Annotated in this window: 13 protein-coding genes, 2 tRNA genes and 3 rRNA genes (1 of these 18 running past the window's edge); 3 read left to right on the top strand and 15 right to left on the bottom strand. The window is 60.9% G+C overall.

Going from position 1 to position 19,225, the window contains the following annotated elements; translation table 11 throughout:
* Positions 1–12 precede the first annotated feature (12 nt).
* From epsE to N8I74_RS15130, 8 genes are all read right to left on the bottom strand, one after another.
* A complete protein-coding gene (gene epsE / locus N8I74_RS15095) occupies positions 13–807 on the bottom strand; it encodes a polysaccharide export protein EpsE (RefSeq protein WP_263123938.1) in 795 nt (264 codons plus the stop codon).
* Positions 804–1,709, bottom strand: a complete 906-nt coding sequence (locus N8I74_RS15100; protein WP_263123939.1) for an EpsD family peptidyl-prolyl cis-trans isomerase — start codon at positions 1,707–1,709, stop codon at positions 804–806. The genes epsE and N8I74_RS15100 overlap by 4 nt, the downstream gene beginning before the upstream one ends.
* A 49-nt stretch (positions 1,710–1,758) precedes the next feature.
* On the bottom strand, positions 1,759–3,231 hold the full coding sequence (locus N8I74_RS15105; RefSeq protein ID WP_263123940.1) for an undecaprenyl-phosphate glucose phosphotransferase: 1,473 nt from the start codon (positions 3,229–3,231) through the stop codon (positions 1,759–1,761).
* Positions 3,232–3,334: 103 nt separating this feature from the next.
* Complete coding sequence (locus N8I74_RS15110) at positions 3,335–4,558, bottom strand: porin family protein (protein ID WP_263123941.1); 1,224 nt, start codon at positions 4,556–4,558, stop codon at positions 3,335–3,337.
* Between the two features lie 703 nt (positions 4,559–5,261).
* Complete coding sequence (locus N8I74_RS15115; RefSeq protein WP_263123942.1) at positions 5,262–6,053, bottom strand: mechanosensitive ion channel family protein; 792 nt, start codon at positions 6,051–6,053, stop codon at positions 5,262–5,264.
* Positions 6,054–6,150: 97 nt separating this feature from the next.
* Complete coding sequence (locus N8I74_RS15120) at positions 6,151–6,465, bottom strand: hypothetical protein (RefSeq protein WP_263123944.1); 315 nt, start codon at positions 6,463–6,465, stop codon at positions 6,151–6,153.
* 14 nt (positions 6,466–6,479) lie between these two features.
* Positions 6,480–7,502, bottom strand: a complete 1,023-nt coding sequence (locus tag N8I74_RS15125; RefSeq protein WP_263123945.1) for a cytochrome d ubiquinol oxidase subunit II — start codon at positions 7,500–7,502, stop codon at positions 6,480–6,482.
* Complete coding sequence (locus N8I74_RS15130) at positions 7,495–8,895, bottom strand: cytochrome ubiquinol oxidase subunit I (protein WP_263123946.1); 1,401 nt, start codon at positions 8,893–8,895, stop codon at positions 7,495–7,497. The genes N8I74_RS15125 and N8I74_RS15130 overlap by 8 nt, the downstream gene beginning before the upstream one ends.
* Before the next feature lie 223 nt (positions 8,896–9,118).
* Between N8I74_RS15130 and N8I74_RS15135 the strand changes: the two genes are divergently transcribed.
* Positions 9,119–10,699 carry an alpha-amylase family glycosyl hydrolase gene (locus N8I74_RS15135; protein ID WP_263123947.1) on the top strand — a complete coding sequence of 527 codons (1,581 nt, stop codon included), beginning with the start codon at positions 9,119–9,121 and terminating at the stop codon, positions 10,697–10,699.
* 53 nt (positions 10,700–10,752) lie between these two features.
* On the opposite strand, the gene N8I74_RS15140 is transcribed toward N8I74_RS15135, so the two are convergent.
* Both N8I74_RS15140 and N8I74_RS15145 read right to left on the bottom strand, forming a co-directional pair.
* Positions 10,753–12,354, bottom strand: coding sequence for an alpha-amylase family glycosyl hydrolase (locus N8I74_RS15140; RefSeq protein WP_263123948.1), 1,602 nt, complete (start codon positions 12,352–12,354; stop codon positions 10,753–10,755).
* Between the two features lie 137 nt (positions 12,355–12,491).
* Positions 12,492–12,809 (bottom strand): hypothetical protein, encoded by a 318-nt coding sequence (locus tag N8I74_RS15145; protein WP_263123949.1) that lies wholly within the window; start codon positions 12,807–12,809, stop codon positions 12,492–12,494.
* A gap of 908 nt (positions 12,810–13,717) precedes the next feature.
* Here N8I74_RS15145 and N8I74_RS15150 point away from each other — a divergent pair.
* Together N8I74_RS15150 and N8I74_RS15155 are read left to right on the top strand one after the other, a co-directional pair.
* Positions 13,718–14,242, top strand: coding sequence for a hypothetical protein (locus N8I74_RS15150; RefSeq protein WP_263123950.1), 525 nt, complete (start codon positions 13,718–13,720; stop codon positions 14,240–14,242).
* Positions 14,243–14,257: 15 nt separating this feature from the next.
* The gene (locus tag N8I74_RS15155) at positions 14,258–15,457 is read left to right on the top strand and encodes a zinc-dependent alcohol dehydrogenase (RefSeq protein ID WP_263123951.1); all 1,200 of its coding nucleotides are present in this window, start codon (positions 14,258–14,260) and stop codon (positions 15,455–15,457) included.
* Between the two features lie 106 nt (positions 15,458–15,563).
* On the opposite strand, the gene rrf is transcribed toward N8I74_RS15155, so the two are convergent.
* The 5 genes from rrf to N8I74_RS15180 all read right to left on the bottom strand — a co-directional run.
* Positions 15,564–15,676 (bottom strand): 5S ribosomal RNA (gene rrf / locus N8I74_RS15160).
* A gap of 148 nt (positions 15,677–15,824) precedes the next feature.
* A 23S ribosomal RNA gene (locus N8I74_RS15165) occupies positions 15,825–18,714 on the bottom strand.
* A gap of 242 nt (positions 18,715–18,956) precedes the next feature.
* Positions 18,957–19,032, bottom strand: a tRNA-Ala gene (locus tag N8I74_RS15170).
* Positions 19,033–19,067: 35 nt separating this feature from the next.
* Positions 19,068–19,144, bottom strand: a tRNA-Ile gene (locus N8I74_RS15175).
* A 63-nt stretch (positions 19,145–19,207) separates the two neighbouring features.
* Positions 19,208–19,225 (bottom strand): 16S ribosomal RNA (locus N8I74_RS15180) (it continues 1,516 nt past the right edge of the window).
* Together the 16S, 23S and 5S rRNA genes with 2 tRNA genes alongside form the textbook arrangement of a ribosomal RNA operon.

A 19,225-nucleotide genomic window follows, 5' to 3' on the forward strand; every position in this document is an offset into this window, starting at 1 on the left:
TTTCCTCAGGCTTCAGAACAGCGCTTCGCGCACAAACACGACGTCGTTGGGACGCAACAAGTCGGTGGGCTTGACCTCCAGCAGCTCGGTGCTGCCGTCGGGCTTGGTGCGGTTCACCTGCAGGCCCTTCTGCGAGGCGCGCACGTTGTAGCCGCCCGCCACTGAGATCGCCTGCATCACCGTCATGTTGCGCTCCAGCCGGAATGAGCCCGGCCGGTTGACTTCGCCATACACGTATACCTGCGCGCTGCGCGGCACATACAGCACATCGCCCGCTTGCACCGACACTGCCTGGGCGCTGCCGTCGCGCGCGAGCAGGGCGGCAAGCGAATACTCGTGGCGTTCATTGCCGCGGGTCAGCACCACGAGATCGCCACCGTTGGGATTGACCCCGCCAGCAAGGGCCAGCGCATCGATCACGGTGGAAGCGCTGTCGAGCGCATAGCGGCCTGGATTCGACACCTCACCCAGGACCGCGACACGCTGCGACCGGTATTGCGTGATCAGCACATTGATGCTGGGTTTGTTGACGAAGCCGCCTTTGTGCAGCAGCGAGGCGACATGGGCCTCGGCCTGCGAGAACGACATGCCGGCCAGCCTGATCGTGCCCAGCAGCGGGAAACTGATCTCGCCGGCCTGGGTGAGCTGGGCTTCGACCATCAGGTCGGGATGGTCGTAGACGCTGATCTTCACCACGTCACCGGCCCCCAGCAGATATTCGTTGCTCCGCTCGGCCGCCGTGGCGCTCAGCCCGATCAGCAGCGCGCAGCACAGCGCCAACGTGCGCAACCAGAGCCCCCGCATCATTTGAGCCCCTTCACGCCGGCCTTGAGATGTTCGGCGCTGTCGGCAACAGGCGCCGAGGTCTGCGCGGCGGCTTCGACCGCGGCATACCGCTTCACGTACTCGACCTTGGCCCCCTGACGCAGGCCGCTGATGCGCGAGCGCGCCTCGCGCTCGACCTGGCCGTTGCTCAGATAGGCCTTGATCACCGGATCGGCGTCGCTCTGGCTCACCGGTGCCGGGCGGCTGCCTTCCAGTTGCAGCAGCACCACGCGCTCCTTGCCGTCCGGAATCGAGACGATGTCGCCCTGCTGCATGCTGGCGATACGTTGCAGCATCGGCATCGGCAACTGCTCGGCCGGCCGGCGCACGCGGGCGCTCTGATATTGCACACCCGCCGCCGTGAGCGCAGCTTCGGTATCGGCAGGCGACTTCGCCGTATCCAGGCTGGTCAGCAGCGATTTGTCGGCAGCGGCAGCGGCCGGCACGCTGAAGCTCACGAAGTCATAGATGCGCCGCTCCGCAAACAAAGCCGGGTTTTCCGCATAGAACTTGCTGCGCTCCTGCGCACTGGGCTCGGTGGGCTTGCCGATCACCCGCTCTGCCGCGGCCTGCGCCAGCAACTGACGGCGGCTCTGCTCCAGCGCCTGCAACACCTGCGGATCGCGATCGAGCTTGAGCTCCTCGGCCTTCTGCACCAGGACTTCCTGGTCGACCAGTTGATCGAGCAGGCGCTGCTTGTCGGCATCGCTGACCGGCTGGCGCTGACGTGCCAACAGGTAGTTGAGCTGATGCACCGTGATTTCCTTGTCGTTGACCCGCGCCAGCACCTGGCTGGGGGATTTGGCGGCCTCCTTGTCGCCGCAGGCGGCGAGGGCCAGGATCAGCAGCAGCAGGCCATACCGCATCGGATGGGTGTTAGGCATGGTATTCCTTTCAAATAAAATAAGTTCGTTGGGTTCGGGATAAAGAAGATCAATAGGCGTTCTTGTCGCGCAGCGTGCTGAAGGCGGTCTGCAGCACGATTTTCAAATCAAGCCATAGCGACCAGTTGCGCAGATACTCCAGATCGAACTCGATCCGTTTCTGCATCTTGTCGATGGTGTCGGTCTCGCCCCGGTATCCATTGACCTGCGCCCAACCGGTGATGCCGGGCTTGACCTTGTGCCGGATCATGTAGCCACGGATCAGCTTGCGATACATCTCGTTGTGGGCATTGGCGTGGGGGCGCGGGCCGACGATGCTCATCTTGCCCTGAAGCACATTGATGAACTGTGGTAATTCGTCCAATGAGGTCCTGCGGATAAAGGCGCCGATCGGCGTCAGACGCTGGTCGTTCTTGCGTGCCTGCACCACCTTGTCCCCATCTTCCATCACCGTCATCGAGCGGAACTTGTAGACCAGGATGCTTTCACCGTCCGCGCCATAGCGCCGCTGCTTGAACAGCACGGGTCCCGGGGAGGTCACCTTGACCGCAATCGCCACCGCCAGCATCAAAGGCCAGATCAGCGCAAGGATCAGCAGCGCCAGCACGATGTCGGACACACGCTTGACGAGACTGGCCGTGCCGACGAAGGGGCTTTCGCAGACCGATACCACCGGAATGCCACCCACATGATCAAAGCGCGCCTGGATCAGATCGCACACAAAGAAATCGGGCAGGAAATAGATGGACGCCGTGCTGTCCTTCAGGTCCTCCAGCAGCGACAGCACCCGGGGCTGCGAGGTCATCGGCAGCGAAATATAGATCTGCTGGATGTTGTGCATCTGGATATGCTCGGCAAGCGAACTGAGCCGTCCCAGCAGTTCATCGGAGGTGATGCCCTCAAGCCGCTCCAGCGTGCGGTCGTCGAAATATCCGGCGAAATCAAGACCCAGCTGCGGGTTGTCCCGGATACGCGCGGCCAGCGCCTGACCTGCCTGGTTCGCACCGATGATCACCGCCTTGCGCACGCTGGCCGAGCGGCTCGGGTAGAGCAACACGGCCCGGAACAGCGCATGCATCCCGATCAGCACCAGCGGGGCGCCGATCTCCCAGGCCAGCAGGAACGGCGGATAGAAATAGTCGTTCAAACCCGACAGGCGTCCGATCAGCCAAAGGAAGCCGATCACGCAGAGCCAGCCGGCGACGAAGCGCCCCAGACCCATGAGCGGCCGCGTCACACCCGGCACGAACAGGAAGGTACCGTCCAGCAATTGCGCGGACAGCAGGAACGCCAGCGCGGCCCAGATCAGCAGGTAGCCGTTCCACGCGATGTCGAACGGGATCGCCAGCGCGTACAGCACCACCACCACCACCACCGGATCCAGAAAGCTCTTGCAAAAGCTTGCCAGCGGCGCGGCGTTCGCCAATTGGCCGAAGCGCTCGTTCAACAATGCGGAATGCACATGCTCCGGACCGCGTACGGTTTCCGGAGCCGGTATTACGAAATCGACGTTGGCGTTCATTTTCCCTCCTGCTCAGACCAGAAGCGCCCCATCCAGGCACATGGAACGAATTGCCGTAAACCGGAACACGCCGAACTTCCAGACATCCCTCACCTCTTCCTGGTCAGTAGCGCACCTGGGCGCTCAAACCGTATTGCGTACTGTCGTATTGACTGCTTGCCGTATCGGCATCGCGCCCTTGCTGCTGTACATAGGCATTCACGTCGACCGCCGGATGGGGCCGATAGGTGGCCGCCAGACGCCACAGCAGGGTCTGCTCATCGATGCTTCCCTCTTCCTTGCGCGCACCGGCCCGGTCCTCGTAACGGACTTCGCCGCTGAACGTCCACTTGGGGTGGTACTGCCAGTACGCCGCGACCCGGTAGGTGTCGATGATGCGGCGTACCCGGTTCTGGCCCGGATCGTCGAAGCTGCGGTCATATGAGCCATCCAGCGTGATGCGCTCGGTCGCCTGCCAGCTCGCGTTCACCCCACCGACCAGCCTGTTGCTGTGCGAACCGGTGGCCTTGTCCTTCCAGCGCACCCATCCCACGTTGCCCCCTGCCTTGGTCAGGCCGGTGACCGGGACCTCCCACGAAAGGTCGAGTCCGCGCTGGGTGAACCCGCGCTGCGGTGCGCCAAGCGCGACCAGCGTGTCGTCGACGTAGTCCAGTTCGGTGATGCTGCTTCTGAGGGTAAAGACGCTGCCCTTGCCGGTCTGCGCAGTGACGCCCACCCCCCAGTGCTTCTCGTCGTAATCGTTGAACTGGCGGGCATCGTGCCGTTCGCGGGAGCCGCCGGCGTTCACGCCGACCATCCAGACCGCCCCCAGACGACGGTTGGCCGACACATCGGCCGAGCGGGTACGGTACAGATCGCGCACCCCGAGCAACACATCCTCGAACGAGGACAGGCGCTTGCGATCGCCATAGGAGAGTTGCCCCTGCCAATCGCTGCCGACCTGCCACTGCCATGCCAGCAGGCCTTGCCAGCCGGTGTAGTTCAACTCGTCGTGGTGCAGGTAATGCGGAGAGAAGACCTCACCGTCGAACTGCAGCAACTGGCGTGAAGCAGGCAGATTGACGCGTGCCGCGACCCTGGGCTCGATCACGCTGTCGGCACGGCGCGCATCGCCGCGTACCGAGCGCGGGTCGACACCATCGGCAAGACGAAACAGATTGTCGTCGTGCATATACTTGACCTTCGCTTCAAGCACGACCGGGTCGCTCTCGTCATAGGCCGCCCAAAGCAGCGTGGGCAATACCGCCAGCGACAATGGTACTGCTTTGCGTATCCATTGATATGCCTTGCCGGCGCGGCCTGGATGCGCTTCCGTCTCCTGCGGCATGCATGCTCCCTTCATATTGACTGCTGAATAACTTACTTTAAAAGAAATTTACGGGAAAAATGTTGGCAAACATGGATAACAGCGTCAATCGTCAAATTACCTTTTTCCCGTCATAAATCGAAAATGATGGGCATACTACCAGCGCTGTCACACCACGCAACCATTCACCCCGCATGGCAGGATGTTTTATGCGAGACGCGAGGATAGCACGTTGTCAAACATCTGATTTTAAAAACAAAAATCGCCTTCTTTGTCATACTGTCGTCATATATGCAGCAGCTCGAATCAATCGGACGGTCTTGAAAGCATTCAATTTCAATGAATAATGCTGCGCTGATCCTGTTGGCCGTACTGCGATTCAAGCACCTTACTTCCTTACGGGACCCCTGCTACCCCCGGTGAAAGTAGGTTTCCACCGGATGACCGGTAAAAAATGGGGCTGCGGCTGCCAAACGAGAAACCTGAGAGGGTAACATTGTCTTTGTCATGTAATACATGGCAAGACCACTACAGCGTCGGCCCGCGCGCAGGTTTTCCACCTGCCGGCCTTAAATGGCATCCAGATGGCATAGGATTTTGTGCGGCCGCAACACAAACGTGGGCCGGATGCACACTGAATGACCGGAGTGCAGCGCAAGACATGACGACAGACCGCACCGCCGGCTGGTGCAGACGGCGGATGCCCTTGCACGGGTGAACCACGTCACACTTGCGGTTCTGCCTGTGCCTCAAGCCGGGGACGGATCGAGCGCAACAGTTCGGCCCGCACCGCGGTGTAGTCGGCATTGATCACCCAGGCCTGCAGGGCGAGCTTGGCGCCCGCGTCGGTGTAATCGGCGACCAGTACAGTCGGAGCCGGTTCGGACAGGATGCGCGGCTCGGCGGCAATCAGCTCACGCAGCAACTGCAGTCCGGGTTCGATCTGCGCGACCGACACCTGGAAGGCCACCTCGATCCGGCGTGTGGGATTGCGACTGAAGTTGGTCACGGCGTTGGACCATAGCTGGCTGTTGGGCACATAGAGCGAGACGCCGTCCAGCTTGCCCAGGTGTGTGGAAAACAGCCCCACTTCGCGCACCGTGCCGGCAATCGTGCCGCTGCCTTCGATGTAGTCGCCCGCCCGGAACGGCCGCAGCAGCAGCAACATCAGTCCGGCGGCGATGTTCTGCAACGTGCCTTGCAATGCCAGGCCGATCGCCAGCCCCGCCGCGCCAAGCGCCGCCACGATACTGGTGGTCTGGATACCCAGACGCGCCAGTACATTCACCAGCGTGAGAATGCGCACGCCCCACATCACCGCAGTGCCGATCAATGGCGCCGCCGTCGCATCGCCCCCGGCGCGTACCACCAGGCCCACCACGGCACCGGCCAGACGGCGCGCCAGCCACCAACCAGCCAACAGGACAATCAGCGCCACCAACAGATCGATGCCATAGTTGGCGATCCGAGGCAGCAGCGAATCGATCAGACGCTCGAAGCGGTCGAGTTGGGCCATCGGTGCCATTCAGTCTCCCTGTGTCGAACCTGCGGCACCGACGCGCGGACGGCCGGCACCGCGAAAGGGAGACATTATCCATGGCCGGCCCGGGTCCTCATACCACGGCGTCCGGATCTTCCTCGTCCGGCACGTCCGGGAGGGGGGGTAGGCTGGGATCGATGCCGATCGTAGGTGAGCCTTCCTCGTCCTCCTCAAGCGCCACGCCTTCGCGGCGCAGGCTTTCCCGGCCATCCCCCTCGGCCAGCGGCGCATTGCGCAGCAGGGCCTCGGTATGCACATCGCGCACGTCCTCGCGTTCGATCTGCTGATCCAGCGGTGCCTCGGCCTCCCGCACCGCAGGGTCGAATTGCGGGTCCTCAGGACTCACGATGCGCTCGTCTTCCTCCGGGTAGTGTTTGCTCGTACTCATGGGACGCTCCTTGGTCAGTGGTAATGGAGGGCGGTCGCCTTGCCGCGAAAGACGCGGTAGGCATACAGGGTGTAGCCGGCAATGGTCGGCAGCACGATGGCCACGCCGATCAGCACCGCAGCCAGCGATTCAGGCGCACTCGCCGCTTGCCACAGATCGATGCGGTCGACCACCAGGTACGGGAACAGGCTGTACGCCAGCCCGCAGAACGCCAGCGCGAAGATCGTGGCCGCAGCGGCAAACAGACGCCCCGCCCCGCGCTCATCGCCTTGCGCCAGGCGCGCCGGGAGCCGCTGCAGCCAATATGCGCAGCCGAAGAACAGCAGCATGGTGGCCAGCGGAATCGGTGCGAGAAACACCAGTTCCGGCCACGAGAACCACTTGTCGAACACACGCCGGCTGACCAGCGGAGTGGCGAGCGAGACCGCGGCCACGCCTACGGCCGTCAACCCGAGCGCACCGCGCGCCCAGCGCACCGCCAGCCGTTGCAATGCGCCTTCAGTCTTCAGGATCAGCCACGCGGCGCCGAGAAGCGCATAGCCTGCACACAGACCGAGTGCGACTACCGCGGCAAACAGCACGCCCCACGCATCATCGCGGAAACCGGTGATATACAAGCCCAGCATGGCGCCCTGGGCAAGTGCCGCGATCAGCGAGCCGGCGTGGAACGCCCGGTTCCACCACGGCTTGTGATGCGCGCGTGCCTTGACCCTGAAATCAAATGCCACCCCGCGCAGGATCAGCCCGAACAGCATGGCCGTCACCGGCAGGTAGAGCGCGCCCAGGATCACGCCATGCGCCAGTGGGAAAGCAACCAGCAGCAGGCCGATGCCTAGGACCAGCCAGGTTTCGTTGGCATCCCAGAACGGGCCGATGGCCGCGATCATCAGGTCCTTGTCCTCATCCGCGTGCGCGTGCCGTAACAGGATGCCCACACCCAGGTCATAACCATCCAGCACCACATAGACCAGCACCGCCAGCCCCATCAGCGCCATGCTGGCCAGCGGCAGCCAATATGCCATACCCGACTCAGGCATCGGCCCCTCCTTCGTCGCGTGGCCGGGCCGGTGGCGGCGTCGTGGACGGCAGTACCGGCTGCGGCGTCTGCACCTCGGGCATGTCCATCGTCTCGGGCTCGTCGCCGGCCTTGCGCGCCAGATAGAAGAGCACCGAGACATAGGCCAGGATCAGCGCGGCATAGAGCAGCAGATAGAGGGTCAGCGACAGCGCGACGGTCGACGCTGCGGCCGGCCCGGCAGCGTCGGCAGTTTTGAGCACACCGTGGACCAGCCAGGGTTGGCGGCCGATTTCGGTGGTGTACCACCCGGCAACCAGCGCGACCCAGCCGGCAAAGGTCATTCCCACCAGCACCCGTGCCAGGCCCCGCCCTGGCTCGCCCCGCCGATACAGCTGCCAAGCCGCGGACCAGGACACTAGCAGCATCATGAGGCCCATGCCGACCATCACCCGGAAGGCGAGGAACACCGGCAGTACCGGCGGATGTTCTGGAAAAGCGTCCAGCCCGCGTACCTCGCCTTGCAGCGAATGGGTCAGGTACAGGGACGCCAGCCCCGGGATGGCGATCTCGAAATCGGTGCGGCGCGCCAACGCATCGGGCCAGCCGAACAACACCGCCGGCACGCTCGCCCCGGTCTGCCACAACCCTTCCATTGCCGCGATCTTGGCCGGCTGATGCTGCAATGTGTTGAGCCCATGCAGATCGCCGACCAGCATCTGCAGCGGAATCAGCAGCGCGGCCAAGTAGACGCCGATACGCAGTCCGGTCGACACCTCCGGTTGCCGATCACCGCGCAGCCACCGGTAGGCGGATACACCGGCCAGCAGAAACGAGACAGTCAGCCCGGACGCCAGCAGCATGTGGGTGAAGCGGAAGGGGAACGAGGGGTTGAAGATCACCTCGATCCAGCTCGTCACATAGGCCTTGCCTTCGCGCATCTCGAAGCCGGCCGGTGTATGCATCCAGGAATTGAGCGCCAGGATCCAGAACGCCGACACCGTGGTACCCAGTGCGACCAGCAGGGTGGCCAGCGTATGCACCCGCGGGGTCACGCGGCGCATGCCGAACAGCATGATGCCCAGAAAGGTGGCCTCCAGGAAAAACGCGGTGAGCACTTCGTAGGCCAGCAACGGTCCGGCCACATTGCCCACGGTCAGCATGAAACCCGGCCAGTTGGTACCGAACTGGAAGCTCATGGTGATGCCACTCACCACGCCCAGCGCAAAGGTGAGCGCGAACACCTTGATCCAGAACCGGTACGCATCCATCCAGCATGCCGCACCGGTATGGTTGAAGCGCAGCTTGAAGAACAGCAAGACCCACCCCAGCGCGATGCTGATTGCCGGGAACAGGATATGAAAAGTGATATTGGCAGCGAACTGGATCCGGGCCAGCAGCACAGCGTCAGGCATTCGCGCTTCCCTTGCAGACGGCAAGTGCAGCCGGCAGCAATAACCGTGCCGCGGCAGCGCCCCAGCCCTGATCGCGCTCCATGGGCTGGCCGTGCCGCTGCATGGGCAGGAATTACACCGCGACGCGCACAAGCTGCACGTAAAAGCCAAGCAGGGATGGGCATGCCAGCGCTGGCATGCCCTGTGCAAGGGCATGGGGATCGGATCACAAGGGAGCCGGTATATGGTTGAGCATATGTGGTGGCAGCGTGGGGTGATCTATCAGGTCTATCCCCGTTCGTTCATGGACGGCAATGGCGACGGTGTCGGTGATCTGACCGGCCTGCGCGAGCGCCTGGATTACCTGGCATGGCTGGGAGTTGACGCACTCTGGATCACGCCGATCCAGCCTTCGCCGATGCTGGATTTCGGCTACGACATCACCGACTACGCCGACATCGACCCGCTGTTTGGGGACTTGGCGGCTTTCGACGATCTGATTGCCGCCGCCCATGCGCGTGGCATCCGGATCATCCTGGACTTCGTACCCAACCATACCTCCGACCGCCATCCCTGGTTTATCGACGCCTGCAGTTCCCGCAAAAGTGCCAAACGGGATTGGTATGTATGGCAGGACCCGCTGCCCGATGGCGGCCCGCCGAACAACTGGCGCTCCCACTTTGGCGGGCTCGCCTGGGAAATGCACCAGCCGACGGGCCAGTATTACCTGCGCACCTTCCTGCCGCAGCAACCCGACCTGAACTGGCGCAATCCTGCGGTGCAGGCGGCCATGCACCAGGTGATGCGGTTTTGGCTGGACCGGGGTGTCGATGGGCTGCGACTCGATGCGATCTGGCATCTGATCAAGGATGAGCAGTTGCGCAACAACCCGCCCAACCCGGGCTGGCAGGACAACCAGCCCGAGCACGAGCGGCTGCTGCATGTCTTTACCAGTGACCGCCCGGAAATGCAGGGCCTGCTGCGTTCCATGCGCAAGGTGGTGGATGCCTATCCCGAACGGGTGTTGATCGCCGAACTCTATCTTTCGACCGAACGCACCGTCAGTTATTACGGCCGGGAGGGTGACGGTGTGCATCTGCCCGCCAATACCGCGCTGCTCGGCACGCCATGGAATGCGGAAAGCATGGCTGCGGCCATCGATCAGTATGAAGCCGCGCTGCCCACGCATGGCTGGCCCAATTGGTCGCTTGGCAACCACGACCAGCCCAGGGTCGCCAGCCGCGTACCGGCAGGACAGGAGCGGTTGGCTGCCATGTTGCTGCTGACCCTGCGCGGCACGCCCCTGCTCTATTACGGCGACGAGATCGGCATGCGCAACGTGCCGATCCCGCCGGAGCGGCTTCAGGACCCCATCGAGAAGAACATGCCCGGTCTCGGGCGTGGCCGGGATCCGCAGCGCACTCCGATGCAATGGGACCACAGCGCCAACGCGGGCTTCAGTCAGGGGGAGCCGTGGCTGCCGTTGGCCGAGGACGCGGCCCAGGTCAATGTGGCCTCTCAACGCGACGACCCTGCGTCGGTACTGCAGCTATACCGCCGCTTGATCCAGTTGCGCCGGGAGCACCCGGCACTGGCGGTCGGCAGCTATCGCGGCTTGGCGGCCCCGCTCGGCGCGCTTGTCTTCGAGCGCGAACATGAAGGCCGGCAGATCCGCGTCGCGCTCAACTTCAGCGACCGTCCTTGCAGCATCGCCATGCCCCCTGGGGAGATGCTGCTGGAAAGCACGGCAGGTGCAACGGTGAGGACTGCAGAGAGCGGAACACTCCAGCTTGCCGGCGGGGCCGGCGTGATCGTGGCACTGTGAAAGGACAGCCCCGCCATGAAGGCGGGGCTGTCACGCAGGCACTTTGGCTGTGATCAGCCATTACATTCAGTGCAGACAATCACCCCTTCGTGTGCATCCAGAAGCAGGGTGCCGGCCACCGGTTCGCCTTCGCGTACCAGTCCGGTGCTCAGCAGGATATACCCGCCCAGCATGCTGCCCAGATCCACCAACTGCTGTTTGGCGCTGAAATTGAGTAGAACCAGCAGTCGCTGGTCATCGTGTTCGCGCAGATAGCCGAATACCTGGTCCGAAGTGGAGAACCCACGATAGCTGCCGACCGCCAACGCCGGCCATTCATCGCGCAACAGGATCAGCTTGCGGTACAGATGCAGCAGTGAATGCTTGTCGCGTTGCGCGGCAGCAACGTTGACCTGTGGATAGTCGTCGGCAATCGGCAGCCAGGGCGTGCTCAGACTGAAGCCGGCATGCAGGCTGTTGTCCCATTGCATCGGGCTGCGCTCGGGATCGCGCCCCAACCCCAGGCCGGGCATGTTCTTCTCCAGCGGATCCTGCACTTGTTCAGGCAGGATGGGCACGTCGCGCATGCCGATCTCGTCGCCGTAATAAAGCGTCGGCGTGCCACGCAGCGTCAACAGCAACATGGCGGCCACCCGCGCCTGCTCGACGCCGATGCGGCTGGCGATGCGATGATTGTCGTGATTGCCCAGTACCCAATTGGGCCAGCCGTGCGGTGGCAGCGCGGCTTCGTATTGGTCGACTGCGGTCCGGATCAACTGCGCATCCCAGGCCATGCCGATCAGCTGGAAATTGAACGGCAGATGGACCCCGCGACCACCGGTACCGTAGTAGGTGACCAGCCGCTCCACCGGCAGATAGATCTCGCCGACCATCATCCGGTCTTCGTAGCTGTCCAGCAGATTGCGCATGCGCTCGATCACATCATGCACTTCTGGGCGATCGGTGTTGTAGGTGGCCAGCAGGCGCCGGTGCTCGCCCATCTGTGCGTGATATTCAGGGTTGACCGGGTTCTCGCGGAAATCCTTGTCCTTGATCAGATGCCAGATCACGTCGATGCGGAAACCGTCCACGCCCCGATCCAGCCAGAAGCGCATTGCATCGAGCATCGCATCCTGCACCTGCGGATTACGCCAGTTCAGGTCAGGCTGCTCCTTCAAGAACGCGTGATAGTAGTACTGGTCACGCTGCGCATCGTATTCCCAGCCGCTGCCACCGAAGTTGGACAGCCAGTTGTTCGGCGGGCCGCCATCGGGTGCCGGGTCGCGCCAGATGAACCAGTCACGCTTAGGGTTATCGCGCGAGGAGCGCGATTCGGTGAACCACGGATGTTGATCCGAGGTATGGTTGGGCACGAAATCCAGTATCACCCGTAGGCGGCGTGCATGCGCCTCGGCCAGCAAGGCGTCGAAGTCGGCCAGCGACCCGAATAGCGGGTGGATATCCGTGTAATCGGAGACGTCGTAGCCGAAATCGGACATCGGCGACGGGTAGATCGGCGAAATCCAGATCGCATCCACCCCCAGCCATGCCAGGTAGTCCAGCCGTGCCCGAATCCCGGCCAGGTCTCCGACCCCATCGTTGTTGCCATCCATGAACGAACGGGGATAGATCTGGTAGACCACCCCGTCCTGCCACCAATGATGCTTTCGCAGCATGGCGCTCCTCCTGTTCGCAATCTATGCAGTTAGGCTAAAGAGCAAAATCGGTGCCGGAGCACGCCATTGCAGGCAGCGCTGCACCACGGTACCCCTTCACCGATCCAGCCCCCGTTTTGTGCGGGCTCCGTGTCGATTCAATATGCCTGCCGACCCAATGGCGGCCACTGGCCATATAGCGCCAGCCACAGCGTGGCGTAGAGCAGGAACAGACCGGCCAGCCCTGCGCATGCCAGGAAAAAATCGTTGAGAAACAACTCGTGGATGGTGGTCATCAGGACCTGTCCGGTGCGACGCACCTCCCAGACCTTCAACGCCGCGATCACCCCGGATGCCAGTTGCGCGAGATAAGCCGCGCAAGCGAAGGCGCGGGCAAAGCGGGGCCGACGCGCCACGATCAGACACATCAAGATCGGCATCAGCACCGCCCCGCCAACCAGCAGGAACGTCATCATCACGTGGCCCGGCGAGAAGATTGCAATTCGTACACGGCCATGGCGCTGTTTTTACAAGACATCCAGCTGCGCCATAGGCGATGGTCCGCCGTAGCGGGAGCAACCCCCTCTTGCAATAGGACCGGTCTCGTCCTTGCCTTGAAATAAGGCGCATCCTGAGGTGGATCGAACGGCGGTGTCATCGGTGGATGCGCAGGCTCCTGATCCGGATGCGTTGGGCGTTCCGGGTTGATCGGATCGGGGACGCGATCAGGCTCTGGTTCATGGATTGGCGGATCGGCAGGTTGGTTGGGGGGCAGGCCCGGCTGATGGGCAGGCGTCTGCGGTGGCTCCTCCACCGGCGCCGGTGTCGGCACTGGGGCAGGCGGAATTAACGGAGCGGGCGATTCCGGCGTCACCTGGGGCACATCGGGCTGCGCCATTGCCAGCCGCCGGCTCGAATCGACCGTGGCGCGCCCGTGGGAAAGAAAGCGGGTACGGCTTATCAGCATCATCAGAACACTTCTCCTTGTCGAAGACGGACGGGCGGACCCGACCAAGTCGTGAGCGGCTGGCAGCAAAGGGGAAAGCACCTTCGGCGAAAATCCCCCCTGCCCTGCCGCGATGGATCAGATCCGGCCCGGGCCCGCCGGCCGCTTTGCGCCGCTACTGCCAACCGCACCATCCGGATAATTGGCTTCGTAGTTGCTCCGGTCATCTTCATTCGAAGCCATCGGTTTGTCGCTCTGTGGGGGCGCACCATCTGGCTTGCGGGCGGGCGCCGAAGGATTGGGATCAGGTTTCATCGCTTGCTCCTAGCGCTACAGGCATCAATGACCCGGCGCATCGAGCAAGAACGGTTCCAGCTCCAGGTGGCACGTTGCTTGCACCATCACAGATCTCGCGTCCCTGAACCAGGAGCAGCAACCATGGCCCATTCCCAAATACGGCAAGGCGACTCCGCCAACCCGGACCCGATCACCAAGGCACACGGCAGCCATCCCATCGGTACCGCACTCGGCGCAGCAACCGGAGCCACCGCTGGCATCGGTGGCATGCTCGCAGCGGGCGCCGCAGGCGCGGCACTGGGGCCATTGGGCGCCTTGACCGGCGCGGCGATCGGCGCGATTGCAGGCGGTCTGATCGGCAAGGAAGCCGCAGAAGCCTTCAATCCCACGATCGAAGATGAGTACTGGCGCGAACACCACGCCGAGCAATCCTATGCCAGCTCCGAACGCCCTTACGACGAATATGCGCCGGCCTACCTGCTTGGCTCCGCCGCACGTTCACTGGATGACGGGCGCACGTTTGATGAATGGGAGCCTGAGCTGCGGGAGCGTCTGCACAACGCGAACGAAGCCCACCTGCGCTGGGAAAACGGTGGGCGCAATGCGGCCTATGCGGCATGGGAACGGGTCAATGCGCGCTTCAAACCCAAGGACATCGTTGGCTGAACAAGGAAGAAACCAATGAGAGCATTGACCTATCACGGCGCGCACGATGTACGCGTCGACACCGTGCCCGATCCGGTGCTGCAGACGCCGCAGGACATCATCCTGCGCATTACCGCCACCGCGATCTGCGGCTCGGATCTGCATCTGTACCGCGGCAAGATTCCCGAGGTTCGCGATGGCGATATCCTGGGGCACGAATTCATGGGCGTGGTCGAGGAAGCGGGCCCCGGCGTCACTCGGGTCCGCAAGGGTGACCGGGTGGTGATTCCTTTTACCATTTCATGTGGCGACTGCTTTTTCTGCCAGAAACAGTTGTACTCCGCGTGCGAGAGCAGCAATCCCGGCCGCGGTGCCATCCTGAACAAGAAGAACGTCCGTTCCGGTGCGGGGATGTTCGGCTACAGCCATCTCTACGGCGGCTATGCGGGCGGGCAGGCGGAATACGTGCGCGTGCCATTTGCCAACACCGGTCCGCTCAAAATTCCGGACGGCATCGCCGACGAAAAGGTTTTGTTCCTCTCGGATATCCTGCCCACTGGCTATCAGGCTGTGGTCAACGCCGATCTGCAGCCAGGAAGCACCGTGGCGATCTTTGGCGCAGGCCCGGTCGGGATGATGGCGGCTGCCTGCGCCCGGTTGAAGGGCGCCGAGCGGATTTTCATGGTCGATCACCATCCGTACCGGCTGGAATTCGCAGTGGCCGCCTATGGGGTGGAACCGATCAATTTCGATGACGATGACGATCCCGCCGAGCGCATCATCGAAGCCACTGATTTTCGTGGTGTCGATGCCTCGATCGATGCGGTCGGATTCGAAGCCAAGGGCAGTCCGGTGGAAACGGTGTTGACCAATCTGAAGCTGGAGGGGTCAAGCGGCAAGGCATTGCGACAGGCCATTGCTGCAACCCGCCGTGGCGGCACGGTGAGCGTACCAGGCGTCTACGCCGGATTCATTCACGGCTTCCTGTTTGGCGATGCGTTCGAGAAGGGACTGACCTTCAAGATGGGGCAGACCCATGTGCAGCGCTTCATGCCGGAGCTGCTGGAATATATCCTGGCTGGCAAGCTCAACCCTGAGGTGATCATCACCCATCACCTGCCGCTTGAGGAGGCGGCATTGGGCTACAAGATCTTCAACGAGAAGGAGGATGCGTGCCGGAAGGTGGTGCTGACGCCGGGGCGGGGTGGCCAGCTGCCCAATGGCGGACTTGCCTGAGTGCCACCGTCCCCGCCAGATCAACGACCGGGACCTGGGTGCGCTGGATCGCCGATCCTAAAGCAAAACCCCCGGGTGCGTGAGCACCCGGGGGTTTTCATGAGGAGTCTGGCGATGACCTACTTTCACACGGGAACCCGCACTATCATCGGCGCTAAGTCGTTTCACGGTCCTGTTCGGGATGGGAAGGCGTGGGGCCAACTCGCTATGGTCGCCAGACGTAACTGGTTGAGCTACGACTGTATACAGTCCTGCTCCAAATCGATAGAAGAAGCGGTGCGCGGCCGACAGCCCCACACACTCAAATTCGTTTCAGGTTAGATCATACGAGCTTGTCGCCACCCTGAACCGACCTGGTTCAGGTTATAGGATCAAGCCACACGGGCAATTAGTATCGGTTAGCTTAACGCATTACTGCGCTTCCACACCCGACCTATCAACGTCCTGGTCTTGAACGACCCTTCAGAGAGCTCAAGGCTCTAGGGAAGTCTCATCTTGAGGCGAGTTTCCCGCTTAGATGCTTTCAGCGGTTATCTCTTCCGCACTTAGCTACCCGGCGATACCACTGGCGTGATAACCGGTACACCAGAGGTGCGTCCACTCCGGTCCTCTCGTACTAGGAGCAGCCCCTCTCAAACTTCCAACGCCCACTGCAGATAGGGACCAAACTGTCTCACGACGTTTTGAACCCAGCTCACGTACCACTTTAAATGGCGAACAGCCATACCCTTGGGACCGGCTACAGCCCCAGGATGTGATGAGCCGACATCGAGGTGCCAAACTCCGCCGTCGATGTGAACTCTTGGGCGGAATCAGCCTGTTATCCCCGGAGTACCTTTTATCCGTTGAGCGATGGCCCTTCCATACAGAACCACCGGATCACTATGTCCTGCTTTCGCACCTGCTCGACTTGTCGGTCTCGCAGTCAAGCCACCTTGTGCCATTACACTATCAGTACGATGTCCGACCGTACCTAGGTGACCTTCGAGCTCCTCCGTTACACTTTGGGAGGAGACCGCCCCAGTCAAACTGCCTACCATGCACGGTCCCCGATCCAGATGATGGACCTAGGTTAGAACCTCAAACGCACCAGGGTGGTATTTCAAGGACGGCTCCATGGCAACTAGCGTCACCACTTCAAAGCCTCCCACCTATCCTACACAAGTCCGTTCAAAGTCCAATGCAAAGCTACAGTAAAGGTTCACGGGGTCTTTCCGTCTAGCAGCGGGGAGATTGCATCTTCACAAACATTTCAACTTCGCTGAGTCTCAGGAGGAGACAGTGTGGCCATCGTTACGCCATTCGTGCGGGTCGGAACTTACCCGACAAGGAATTTCGCTACCTTAGGACCGTTATAGTTACGGCCGCCGTTTACCGGGGCTTCAATCAAGAGCTTGCACCCCATCATTTAACCTTCCGGCACCGGGCAGGCGTCACACCCTATACGTCGACTTTCGTCTTGGCAGAGTGCTGTGTTTTTGATAAACAGTCGCAGCCACCTTTTCACTGCAACCGCGTCGAGCTCCAGTCGCGAGGACCTTCACCCTACTGCGGCACACCTTCTCCCGAAGTTACGGTGTCAATTTGCCGAGTTCCTTCTCCTGAGTTCTCTCAAGCGCCTTAGAATTCTCATCCTGCCCACCAGTGTCGGTTTGCGGTACGGTCAATTCTGAGCTGAAGCTTAGTGGCTTTTCCTGGAAGCATAGGATCAATCACTTCGGGCCCAAAGGGCCCTCGTCATCACGCCTCAGTGTTAACAGGGATCCGGATTTGCCTAAATCCCCCACCTACACGCTTAAACCGGGACATCCAACACCCGGCTGACCTACCTTTCTCCGTCCCCACATCGCACTCAGAATCGGTACAGGAATATTAACCTGTTTCCCATCGACTACGCTTTTCAGCCTCGCCTTAGGGGCCGACTCACCCTACGCCGATTAACGTTGCGTAGGAAACCTTGGGCTTTCGGCGAACGGGCTTTTCACCCGTTTTAACGCTACTCATGTCAGCATTCGCACTTCCGATACCTCCAGCAGCCTTCACAAGCCACCTTCACAGGCCTACGGAACGCTCCCCTACCATGTATCAAAGATACATCCGCGTCTTCGGTTCTAGATTTGAGCCCCGTTACATCTTCCGCGCAGGACGACTCGACCAGTGAGCTATTACGCTTTCTTTAAATGATGGCTGCTTCTAAGCCAACATCCTGGCTGTCTATGCCTTCCCACCTCGTTTTCCACTTAATCTAGCATTTGGGACCTTAGACGGCGGTCTGGGTTGTTTCCCTCTTGACACCGGACGTTAGCACCCGATGTCTGTCTCCCAAGCTCGCACTTAACGGTATTCAGAGTTTGCCATGGTTTGGTAAGTCGCGATGACCCCCTAGCCATAACAGTGCTTTACCCCCGTTAGTGATACTTGAGGCACTACCTAAATAGTTTTCGGGGAGAACCAGCTATTTCCAGGTTTGTTTAGCCTTTCACCCCTATCCACAGCTCATCCCCTAGTTTTGCAACACTAGTGGGTTCGGACCTCCAGTGCGTGTTACCGCACCTTCATCCTGGCCATGGATAGATCACCTGGTTTCGGGTCTACGCCCAGCAACTAAACGCCCTATTCGGACTCGGTTTCCCTACGCCTCCCCTATTCGGTTAAGCTCGCTACTGAACGTAAGTCGCTGACCCATTATACAAAAGGTACGCAGTCACCCCACGAGGGGGCTCCCACTGTTTGTATGCATCCGGTTTCAGGTTCTATTTCACTCCCCTCCCGGGGTTCTTTTCGCCTTTCCCTCACGGTACTGGTTCACTATCGGTCGATCACGAGTATTTAGCCTTGGAGGATGGTCCCCCCATCTTCGGACAGGATTTCGCGTGTCCCGCCTTACTTGTCGTACGCTTAGTACCACCCTTGTCTTTTCGCATACGGGGCTATCACCCACTATGGCCGGCCTTTCCATGCCGTTCTGCTAAAACAAGGACTATCACGTACAGGCTCTTCCCATTTCGCTCGCCACTACTTTGGGAATCTCGGTTGATTTCTTTTCCTCAGGGTACTTAGATGTTTCAGTTCCCCTGGTTCGCCTCACATGACCTATGTATTCAGTCATGGATACCTCAAAAGAGGTGGGTTTCCCCATTCGGACATCTGCGGATCAAAGCTCGTTTGCCAGCTCCCCGCAGCTTTTCGCAGGCTGCCGCGTCCTTCATCGCCTGTGATCGCCAAGGCATCCACCAGATGCACTTATTCGCTTGATCCTATAACCTCAAACACGTCGTGTTCTTGGTTACGGTGTTTGCGACGTCTGAATCCTTCGACTTGTCGAATTCAGAACTCGATACAATCAAACCCAAAAAAACTTAATTTGAGTCTTGCTTCTTCTATCTTGTTAAAGATCAGATACAGAGTTACTACTCTTCCAACTGAAGCAGTCAGAATGAAACACACTGCGTCATGCAATGCCCTTCATTCTGATTCCTTCCAGATCAGCACCAGGTGCTGGTGGAGGCAGACGGGATCGAACCGACGACCCCCTGCTTGCAAAGCAGGTGCTCTCCCAGCTGAGCTATGCCCCCATCGGTAAACTGATTGATCATCTGCCTAGGGCAAATGGTGGGTCAGATAGGAATCGAACCTATGACCCCCGCCTTATCAAGACGGTGCTCTAACCGACTGAGCTACTGACCCAGTTCTCCGTATCTTCAACCTACAGCCGATGAGTGTGAGTGCTTGAGTCAAGACTGACTCTTGAAAGGAGGTGATCCAGCC

Origin of the sequence: Chitiniphilus purpureus (assembly GCF_025642115.1) — a bacterium.
GTDB lineage: Bacteria > Pseudomonadota > Gammaproteobacteria > Burkholderiales > Chitinibacteraceae > Chitiniphilus > Chitiniphilus purpureus.